This window comes from Campylobacter sp. IFREMER_LSEM_CL2194 (assembly GCF_025771685.1).
In the GTDB taxonomy this organism is placed as follows: domain Bacteria; phylum Campylobacterota; class Campylobacteria; order Campylobacterales; family Campylobacteraceae; genus Campylobacter_D.
The window spans coordinates 1-9,651 of record NZ_JAKMQS010000016.1 but is presented as its reverse complement, the minus strand read 5'-3'; the positions used below and the strand labels follow the sequence as shown (position 1 = coordinate 9,651).

General features: G+C 30.8%; 8 protein-coding genes and 1 pseudogene. 4 read left to right on the top strand and 5 right to left on the bottom strand.

The genetic code is table 11. The features are described 5' to 3' along the window. Positions 1-318: 318 nt before the first annotated feature. Entirely contained in the window at positions 319-996 is a 678-nt protein-coding gene (gene modB, locus L8V79_RS07350; protein ID WP_263703105.1) for a molybdate ABC transporter permease subunit, read from the bottom strand. Positions 997-1,031: 35 nt separating this feature from the next. Then, a complete protein-coding gene (locus L8V79_RS07345; RefSeq protein ID WP_263703104.1) occupies positions 1,032-2,237 on the bottom strand; it encodes a saccharopine dehydrogenase family protein in 1,206 nt (401 codons plus the stop codon). Between the two features lie 143 nt (positions 2,238-2,380). Here L8V79_RS07345 and putP point away from each other — a divergent pair, with 143 nt between their 5' ends. From putP to L8V79_RS07325, 4 genes are all read left to right on the top strand, one after another. Next, positions 2,381-3,859 carry a sodium/proline symporter PutP gene (gene putP / locus L8V79_RS07340; protein WP_263703103.1) on the top strand — a complete coding sequence of 493 codons (1,479 nt, stop codon included), beginning with the start codon at positions 2,381-2,383 and terminating at the stop codon, positions 3,857-3,859. Next, complete coding sequence (locus tag L8V79_RS07335; RefSeq protein WP_039668130.1) at positions 3,860-4,840, top strand: putative transporter; 981 nt, start codon at positions 3,860-3,862, stop codon at positions 4,838-4,840. Positions 4,841-4,918: 78 nt separating this feature from the next. Then, positions 4,919-6,289 (top strand): hemolysin family protein, encoded by a 1,371-nt coding sequence (locus L8V79_RS07330; RefSeq protein WP_263683254.1) that lies wholly within the window; start codon positions 4,919-4,921, stop codon positions 6,287-6,289. Between the two features lie 64 nt (positions 6,290-6,353). Further along, positions 6,354-6,836, top strand: coding sequence for a pyridoxamine 5'-phosphate oxidase family protein (locus L8V79_RS07325; protein WP_263683253.1), 483 nt, complete (start codon positions 6,354-6,356; stop codon positions 6,834-6,836). Positions 6,837-6,868: 32 nt separating this feature from the next. On the opposite strand, the gene fusA is transcribed toward L8V79_RS07325, so the two are convergent. From fusA to rpsL, 3 genes and pseudogenes are all read right to left on the bottom strand, one after another. After that, on the bottom strand, positions 6,869-8,944 hold the full coding sequence (gene fusA, locus L8V79_RS07320) for an elongation factor G (RefSeq protein WP_263683252.1): 2,076 nt from the start codon (positions 8,942-8,944) through the stop codon (positions 6,869-6,871). Between the two features lie 12 nt (positions 8,945-8,956). Further along, a complete protein-coding gene (gene rpsG / locus L8V79_RS07315; RefSeq protein ID WP_012661188.1) occupies positions 8,957-9,427 on the bottom strand; it encodes a 30S ribosomal protein S7 in 471 nt (156 codons plus the stop codon). A 67-nt stretch (positions 9,428-9,494) separates the two neighbouring features. Further along, positions 9,495-9,651 (bottom strand): annotated as a pseudogene (gene rpsL, locus L8V79_RS07310) (30S ribosomal protein S12); the annotation flags it as partial.

Below are 9,651 nucleotides of genomic sequence, written 5' to 3'. Positions count from 1 at the left end.
TGTTATTATGGTGGTGTAAGTGTGTAAGTTATGATTGAAGAAAAGAAAAAAAAAGGGGAGGGGGGCGATAAAAAAAGGACTATGGATATTGGTTTATAACATGTGGTAAATTTTTAGAAAAAAATAATGAGATGTGAGTTATTATAAAATGTAGAAAATTTATGTCAAATATAATGAAAACAATATCTTAAATATAGCTAATAAACAAGAAAACAAAAGAGAAAACTAACAATTAAAGATAAAATATGATTAGATAAATTTATACTAAAAATACTTGAAAACAATAAATGGATTATGTTTTAAGATAATATAAGTATATTATCTTTTTTGTTTATTAAGAAGATTCACACTTAGTAAAACAATAAAACTAAAAATTAAAAGTATGAGACTATAAATATGGGCTGTGGTAAAATCTAAATTTTCCATACTTTCATATATAGCAATACTAGCTACTTTTGTTTCTCCGCTTAAAGAACCGCCTATCATTAATACTATACCAAACTCACCCATAGTATGTGCAAAACTTATTACCAAAGCACTTAATATAGCTGGTTTAATACTAGGTAAGATTACTTTAAAAAGCGTGATGAAAGAATTTTTTCCCAAAGAAAAACTAGCTTCTATAACATTTTTAGAAATCATAGACATTGCATTATATAAAGGATTAAACATAAAAGGTAATGAATAAATACAACTTGCTATCACCAAACCTTCAAAAGTAAAAGCTAAAGTGATATTAAAATATTTTTCTAAAAAATTACCAAAAAAAGAGTATTTTGAAAATAAAATCAATAAGTAAAAACCAACAACAGATGGTGGTAAAACTAAAGGTAAGGTTATTATAGTTTCTAGAATTTTTTTTGCTCTAAATTGCTTAAAAGTAAAAACCCAAGCAAGTGGTATGCAAAAACAAAACAAAATTATACAAGTAATAATAGAAAGTTTTATGGAAACTAAAAAAGGTGTCCAATCTATACTTAATAATAATTGCATCATTATTAAAACTTTCTCAAGTCAAAAAAGACTTGAGATTATTTTCCTAAATTTGGCTCCATTTCTATAATTTTCCAAGGAAGTCCTTGAGTATTTAACTCATCCATAAAAGGTTTAGCGTCAAATTCTTCCATGTTAAACACACCTTTTCCTTGCCAAATTCCTTTAGCAATTAACTTTGTTCCTATCATTGCAGGAACTCCGGTAGTATAACTCACAGCTTGCGCTCCAGTTTCTTTAAAGCACTCTTCGTGATTGCAAACATTGTAAATATAAACTTGTCTATCTTTTCCATCTTTTACACCACGAATCACACAACCTATATTAGTATAACCTTTGGTGCGAGGACCTAAACTAGCAGGATCAGGAAGTAGTGTTTTTAAAAATTCTATTGGTATTATTTCTTTGCCTTGATGCATAACAGGCTTAATACCTAGCATACCAACATTTTCAAGACATTTCATATGAGTTAAATAGCTTTGCCCAAAAGTCATAAAAAATCTTATTCTTTTTAAACCTTTGATATTTTTTACTAAGCTTTCAAGCTCCTCATGATAAAGTAAATAGCTATCCTTTACCCCTACTTCAGGATAATCCCATTCCATTTTTATTTCCATAGGTGCAGTTTCTATCCATTTTCCATTTTCCCAGTAACGACCTTTAGCAGAAACTTCTCTTAAGTTAATCTCAGGGTTAAAATTAGTTGCAAAGGCATAGCCATGATCTCCAGCATTACAATCTAATATATCTATATAATGAATTTCATCAAACAAATTTTGCTGTGCATAAGCGCAAAATACATTAGTAACACCAGGATCAAATCCACTGCCTAAAAGTCCTAAAATTCCTGCTTGTTTAAACTTATCATTTCTTACCCATTGTTCTTTATATTCAAATTTAGCCAAATCAGGATGTTCATAGTTTGCAGTATCTACATAGTGGATATTAGTTTGAATGCACGCATCCATTAAAGTAAGATCTTGATAAGGTAAAGCCACATTTAATAAAATTTCAGCTCCTGTTTTTTTGATAAGTTCTACAACAGCAGCGGTGTCATCTGCGTCTATTTGCTCAGTTTGAATTTCTACACCTAAACGCTCTTTTATAAAAGCTGCTATTTCATCACATTTACTTTTAGTTCTACTTGCTAGGGTTATTTTACTAAAGACATCACTATTCATTGCACATTTTACAGTCGCAACACGGCTTACACCACCTGCACCTATAATCAAAAGATTTTTCATCATTTTTCCTTAAATTTTTTAGAAAATTGTAACAAAAAAACTTTATAAAGCATTGAAATAAAAAAACAAAAAATAATTTTTATAATGTTTTTTTAAAATAAAACAAGTAAAATGATAGTTTTTTAAATTTTTTAAGGACACTTATGAATTTACAAAGTGTGGAACTTTCTTATCCTATTGTTATTACTTTTATTACCTATGCATTTTTAATGCTTTTTATAGGTTTTTATTTTTACAAAAAAAATCAAAATAGTAAAGATTATTTTGTTGGTAATACATCCATGGGGCCGGTAATATCTGCCTTAAGTGCAGGTGCTTCTGATATGAGTAGTTGGCTTTTAATGGCTTTTCCTGGTGCTTTATATGCAGCTGGTTTGGGACAAATTTATATAGCCATAGGTTTAAGCTTTGGTATGTTTTTGAACTGGACCTTTGTTGCTAAAAGATTAAAGATTTTTTCTCAAATAGCCAAAGAATGTATTACAATTCCTGATTTTTTCGAAAGTCGCTTTCATGATGATAAGCATATTTTAAGAAGCATTTGCGCAATAGTTATTTTAGTATTTTTTACTATTTACATTAGCGCTGGATTAGTAAGTGGTGCTAAGCTTTTTGAAAGTGTATTTAATTTACCTTATATTTTTGCCTTAAGCATTGGATTTTTAGTTATTGTTTTATATACTTTTTTAGGTGGTTATAAAGCTGTATGCTGGACTGATATGATACAAGGACTTTTAATGATGAGCTCATTAATCATCATTCCTTTTGTGATGATTTTTGAACTTGGTGGCTTTGGCGAAGCCTTTTCTACTATAAATGAAGTAAAACCCCAAGCCTTTGGTTTAGATGGTGGTGGTTGGCTAGTCGTAGTATCAACCCTAGCATGGGGGCTTGGTTATTTTGGTCAACCTCACATTTTAATTCGTTTTATCTCTATAATAAATGTAAAAGAAATTCCTACTGCAACTTTTATAGGCATAACTTGGATGGTAATTTCTTTATTTGGTGCTGCTATGATAGGATTTTTAGGTATTGCTTATATAGCTAAATTTAATCTCACTTTAAATGACCCTGAAAGAATATTTATTGTAATGTCTCAAGTGCTTTTTAATCCTTGGGTGGCAGGAATTTTACTCAGTGCTATATTGGCAGCTATTATGAGTACTGCAAGTTCTCAACTGCTAGTGTGCGCTTCTAGCTTGGTGCAAGATTTTTATACACAAATCTTAAAAAGAAAAACAAATGATAAAAATATTACTTTATTATCACGTCTAGGTGTTTTAGCTGTTGCTTGCATAGCTTTTATACTTTCACTTGATACTCAAAGTCAAATTTTAGGTATAGTTTCTTACGCTTGGGCTGGTTTTGGTGCAAGCTTTGGAAGTGTTATTTTATTTTCTTTATTTTATAAAAATATGAGCAAAGAAGGTGCGATAGCTGGAATGGTTAGTGGAGCTTTAACTGTTATATTTTATAAACATTTTGGTTCAAATTTTATAGCAATTTATGAAATCATTCCTGGATTTTTAGTTGCAAGTTGTTTTATTGTGATTTTTAGTATAATTTTTAAAGCAAAAAAACATACAATAAAACACTATGAAAAAATGTTAAAAGAAATTTAAATGTTTAAATCTTTTTTTTATTCAAAAAAATGGGCATTGTGGGCTTATTTGGGTTTATTTTTTTTACTAGCTTCTTTACTTGCTCAAACTTCCATTAATGTTGCAATAAATGAATGGTATAAAGAATTTTATGATGTTTTACAAGATGCAAAAAATCATAGTATAGATGACTTTTATCATTTTATTAAGCAATTTTTATATCTAGCATTGCCTTATGTATTAATCGCTACTATCACACAATATTTTGGAAGTATTTATGCCTTTAAATGGCGTGAGGCTATGACTTTTGATTATATTAAATTTTGGCAAAAAAAAGATGATAACATAGAAGGTAGCTCACAAAGAATTCAAGAAGATATTTATAATTTTTCAAAAATCATAGAAAGCTTAGGGTTGGCTTTTGTTAAGGCAATTATGACTTTAATTGCTTTTGTGCCGATTTTGTGGATGTTAAGTGCGCATGTTAATTTACCTATCTTAAAAGACATTAATGGCTCTTTAGTATGGATTGCATTTTTGGTTTCTTTGGGAGGTCTTGTTATATCATGGTTTGTTGGCATTAAATTACCTGGTCTTGAATATAATAATCAAAAAGCCGAAGCTGCTTTTAGAAAAGAACTTGTTTTTGCTGAAGATGATAGAAAAAATTATGCGAGCGATGAAAGTATTTTAAGTTTATTTACTGGACTTAAAATCAATTATAAAAGATTATTTTTGCATTATGGGTATTTTAATATATGGCTTTATTTATTTGAGCAAATCATGGTTATAGTGCCTTTTTTAATCATGGCTCCAAGCTTGTTTTTAGGACTTATACAACTTGGAATTATCATACAAGTTGGCAATGCTTTTGATCAAGTTAGATCATCATTTAGTATTTTTATCACCAATTGGACAACTATCACACAATTGCGTAGCATTTATAAACGTTTAGATGAATTTGAAAAAAATATTGAATATAGAAAACATAAATTAATTTAAAATATGTCGTTTATTTTAAGCTAATTTTATAGTTTTGATTTGATATAATTTTGCAAAAATTTTATTAAAGGAGTTTTTTTGGACCCCAGTCAATCTTTAGACTTAAATCAAACATTACCCGCTGTTGCCTCAATTGATGTAGGCTATTCTACTTTTATGATTCTTGTTGCATTAGCTTTAGTGCTTTTAAATGGATTTTTTGTTTTATCTGAATTTGCTATTGTTAAAGTACGTAGATCAAAACTCGAAGAAATGGTAAAAGAAAAAAAACGTAATGCAAAAAAAGCTTTAGAAGTAACCTCAAAACTAGATACTTATTTAAGCGCCTGTCAACTTGGTATTACGCTAAGCTCTCTTGCTCTTGGTTGGATAGGTGAACCTGCTATTGCTAAAATTCTTGAAGTTCCTTTGGCAAATTTAGGCTTAGCTCCAGCATTAATTCATACTATAGCATTTGTTATCGCTTTTGCTATTATCACATTATTGCATGTTGTATTAGGTGAATTAGTTCCAAAGAGCGTTGCTATCGCTATTGCAGATAAAGCTGTTTTATGGGTTGCAAGACCATTACATTTATTTTGGTTACTTTTCCTACCTTTCATCAAAACATTTGACTTTTTAGCTGCAATTTCTTTAAAAGTTATAGGTATTAAACCTGCTAAAGAACATGAATTAAGCCACTCTGAAGAAGAAATCAAATTTATTGCGAGTGAAAGCCAAAAAGGTGGAGTTTTGGATGAGTTTGAAACTGAAATCATACGTAATGCTGTTGATTTTTCAGATACAGTAGCAAAAGAAATCATGACACCTAGAAAAGATATGATATGTCTTAACAAACAAAAAAGCTATGAAGAAAATATGCAAATAGTTTGTCAATACAAACACACACGCTTTCCATATATAGATGGTTCTAAAGATATCATTTTGGGTATGGTACACATTAGAGACATCATGCAAAATGAACTTAGCAAAGATAAGAAAAATTTGGATGATTTTTTAATCAAAATGATCTTAGTTCCAGAAAATATCAGCATATCCAAAGTCCTTTTCATGATGAATAAAGAACAAGTACACACAGCATTAGTAGTAGATGAATATGGTGGCACAGCCGGTCTTTTAACCATGGAAGATATTATGGAAGAAATCGTTGGAGATATTAATGATGAGCATGATGATTCTAGTCCACATTTTAAAAAACTTGCAGAAAACATTTATGAATTTCAAGGAAGATATGAAATTAGCGAAGTAGAAGAAATGCTTGATATACGCTTTAATGAAGAGCTAGAACAAGTCACTATAGGTGGATATGTTTTTAATCTCTTAGGACGCTTACCGGTTGTTGGAGATAGAATAGAAGATGAATTCTGCTACTACGAAGTCAAAAAGATGGATGGAAATAGTATAGAACGCATTAAAGTTGTACGCAAGAATACTAATGAAGAAGAGTAAACAAACTCTTCTTTTTGCTCTCATATAGTCCTTACTTATCCATTCTAACCTATAAGGAAAATATATGCAATTACATGATGAAATCAATCAATTTATACAAGAATGCAAAAGCATTATAATATCTTCTTTAAATTTAAATAATCAAACCATATGTTCATATACACCTATTATAAAAATTAAAAATGACTTTTATATTTATATTAGTGAAATTGCTGAACACTTTGAAGGAGTAAAATACAATAATAAAAACATAGAAATTATGTTTATAGAAGATGAAAAAGATTGCATGTCAATCTTTGCAAGAAAAAGACTTAAATTTAGAATAGAGTGTATAGAAATAACAAGAGATAATCAACTCTTTGAGCAAGTATTAAATACTTATGAAAATGAAAGCAATAAAGAAATAATCCAAGTCATTAAAAATATGCAAGATTTTCATTTATTTCAACTTATACTGAAAAACGGAAGATATGTTAAAGGTTTTGGAAAGGCATATGAAATTAATGAAGGAATAATTAATTTAATTAATTCAAAAGGACATAAATAATTCAAGATGAGCTTTTTGCCCATCTTGGTAGATTAACCATTTCTTTTTTTGATAATTTCTTCAGAAACGTTTTTTGGAACTTCATCATAGTGATCAAATTCCATAGAATAAGTAGCACGACCTTGAGTTTGACTTCTAAGATCAGTTGAGTAACCAAACATCTCAGCCAAAGGACAAAATGCTGTAATAATTTTATTACCACCTCTTTCATCCATTGAATTTACTTGACCACGACGTTTATTTAAATCTCCAATAACATCACCCATATATTCTTCTGGAGTTTCAACTTCAACTTTCATCATAGGTTCTAAGATTACCGCACCTGCTTTTCTAGCACCTTCTTTAAAGCCCATAGAAGCTGCAAGTTTAAATGCCATTTCAGAAGAATCCACTTCGTGATAGCTTCCATCATAAACAGTTACTTTAACATCTTCAACAGGATATCCTGCTAAAACACCGTTTTGTAATGCCTCTTGAACACCTTTATCAACCGCTGGAATATATTCTTTTGGAATTACCCCACCTTTGATATCATTTATAAACTCATAACCACTGCCTGGCTCAAGCGGCTCAAGTCTTAAGAATACATGACCATACTGACCACGACCACCTGATTGTTTAGCGTATTTGTACTCTTGCTCAACTGTTTTTCTAATAGTTTCACGGTAAGCAACTTGAGGTTGACCAACTTCTGCTTCAACTTTAAACTCACGAAGCATTCTATCAACAATAATTTCTAAGTGAAGCTCACCCATACCTGAGATGATAGTTTGACCACTTTCTTCATCTGTAGAAACTCTAAAGCTTGGATCTTCTTGAGCTAATTTATTTAAAGCAATAGACATTTTTTCTTGATCTGCTTTTGTTTTAGGCTCAACAGCAACTGAAATAACAGGATCTGGAAAATCCATTCTCTCTAAAATAACTTTATCTTTTTCACTTGCTAAGGTATCACCAGTAAGTGTGTCTTTAAGACCAACAACTGCTCCAATTTCTCCTGCATATAAAGTTTTAATCTCTTCTCTTTTATTAGAGTGCATTTTTAAAAGACGACCAATTCTTTCTTTTTTATCTTTTGTTGAATTATATGCATAAGAACCACTTTCTAAACTTCCTCTATATACACGAACGAAAGTTAATTGTCCAACAAATGGGTCAGTCATAATTTTAAATGCAAGACCTGCAAATTCACCATCATCAGTTGATTTTACAGAAACTTCTGTACCATCTTCATACTCACCTTTGATATTAGCAACTTCATCAGGAGCTGGTAAATAAGCAACAACAGCATCAAGCAATGGTTGAACACCTTTGTTTTTAAAAGCTGTACCACAAAGCATAGGAACCATAGAAAGACTTAAACATCCTGCTTTAATACCTGCTTTGATTTCTTCTTGAGTAAGTTCTTCACCGCCTAAATATTTCTCCATTAATTCATCGCTTGTTTCAGAAACAGCTTCTATCATTTTTACACGATATTCTTCAGCCTTTTCTTTAAGCTCAGCTGGAATTTCTTTTTCTACATAATCGGTTGGTTTACTTTCATCTTCCCATACTAAAGCTTTCATGGTGATAAGATCAATCACGCCTTTGAAATTATCTTCAGCACCAATTGGAATTTGAAGTGGAACTGGGTTGCCTTTTAAGCGATTTTTAATTTGCTCTTCTACATTAAAGAAATTTGCACCAATTCTATCCATTTTATTTACAAAAACAATTCTTGGAACACCGTATTTATTAGCTTGTCTCCAAACAGTTTCTGATTGTGGTTGAACTCCACCTACTGAACAAAATACTGCAACAGCACCATCTAAAACACGCATTGATCTTTCAACTTCGATTGTAAAGTCAACGTGGCCTGGAGTGTCTATAAGGTTTATTTGGTGATTTTTCCAAAAACAAGTTGTAGCAGCAGAAGTAATTGTAATACCTCTTTCTTTTTCTTGTTCCATCCAGTCCATTGTAGCTGCACCATCATGTACTTCGCCAATTTTATGACTCATACCTGTAAAGAAAAGAATTCTTTCACTAGTAGTTGTTTTACCAGCATCAATGTGAGCTGCAATACCTATATTTCTAACTCTTTTTAAAGGAGTACTTCTTGACATGTTTTACTCCTCTTACCAACGATAATGAGCAAATGCTTTATTAGCTTCTGCCATTTTATAAGTATCTTCTTTCTTCTTAAATGAAGCGCCTTTACTATTAGCTGCGTCTAATAATTCAGCTGCTAATTTTTCAATCATAGTTCTTTCACTTCTTTTTCTAGCAAAAGAAATGATCCATCTTATAGCTAAAGCTTGTTGTCTAGCTGGGCGTACTTCTACTGGAACTTGATAAGTAGCACCACCAACACGACGAGATTTAACTTCTAATAAAGGCTTAATATTTTCAATAGCATCATTAAAAATTTCTATACCTTTTTTTTCTCCACCTTTTTTATCGATAGCTTCTAAAGCACCATACATAATAGTAGTAGCTGTGCTTTTTTTACCATCATACATTAAAGAATTAATGAATTTTGTGATTACTTTATTTCCATAAATCGGATCTGGCAAGACTTCTCTTACCGGAGCTTTTCTTCTTCTCATAATTTTCCTTCAAATTTATAATTTTACTCAAACAAAATCAAATCTAACGGATTTGTCTGCAATCTTATTACTTAGCTGCTGCTTTAGGGCGTTTTGCACCATATTTAGAACGAGAAACAGTTCTTTTTGCAACACCTGCAGTATCTAAGGCACCACGAACAATGTGATACTTAACACCTGGTAAGTCTTTTACCCTACCACCACGCACTAAAACGATGCTGTGT

Excerpts from the sequence above, each read along its gene's own strand:
- L8V79_RS07345 (WP_263703104.1), bottom strand. The coding sequence starts at position 2,237 with ATGAAAAATCTTTTGATTATAGGTGCAGGTGGTGTAAGCCGTGTTGCG.
- L8V79_RS07335 (WP_039668130.1), top strand. The coding sequence starts at position 3,860 with ATGTTTAAATCTTTTTTTTATTCAAAAAAATGGGCATTGTGGGCTTAT.
- rpsG (WP_012661188.1), bottom strand. The coding sequence starts at position 9,427 with ATGAGAAGAAGAAAAGCTCCGGTAAGAGAAGTCTTGCCAGATCCGATT.
- modB (WP_263703105.1), bottom strand. The coding sequence starts at position 996 with ATGATGCAATTATTATTAAGTATAGATTGGACACCTTTTTTAGTTTCC.
- putP (WP_263703103.1), top strand. The coding sequence starts at position 2,381 with ATGAATTTACAAAGTGTGGAACTTTCTTATCCTATTGTTATTACTTTT.
- fusA (WP_263683252.1), bottom strand. The coding sequence starts at position 8,944 with ATGTCAAGAAGTACTCCTTTAAAAAGAGTTAGAAATATAGGTATTGCA.
- L8V79_RS07325 (WP_263683253.1), top strand. The coding sequence starts at position 6,354 with ATGCAATTACATGATGAAATCAATCAATTTATACAAGAATGCAAAAGC.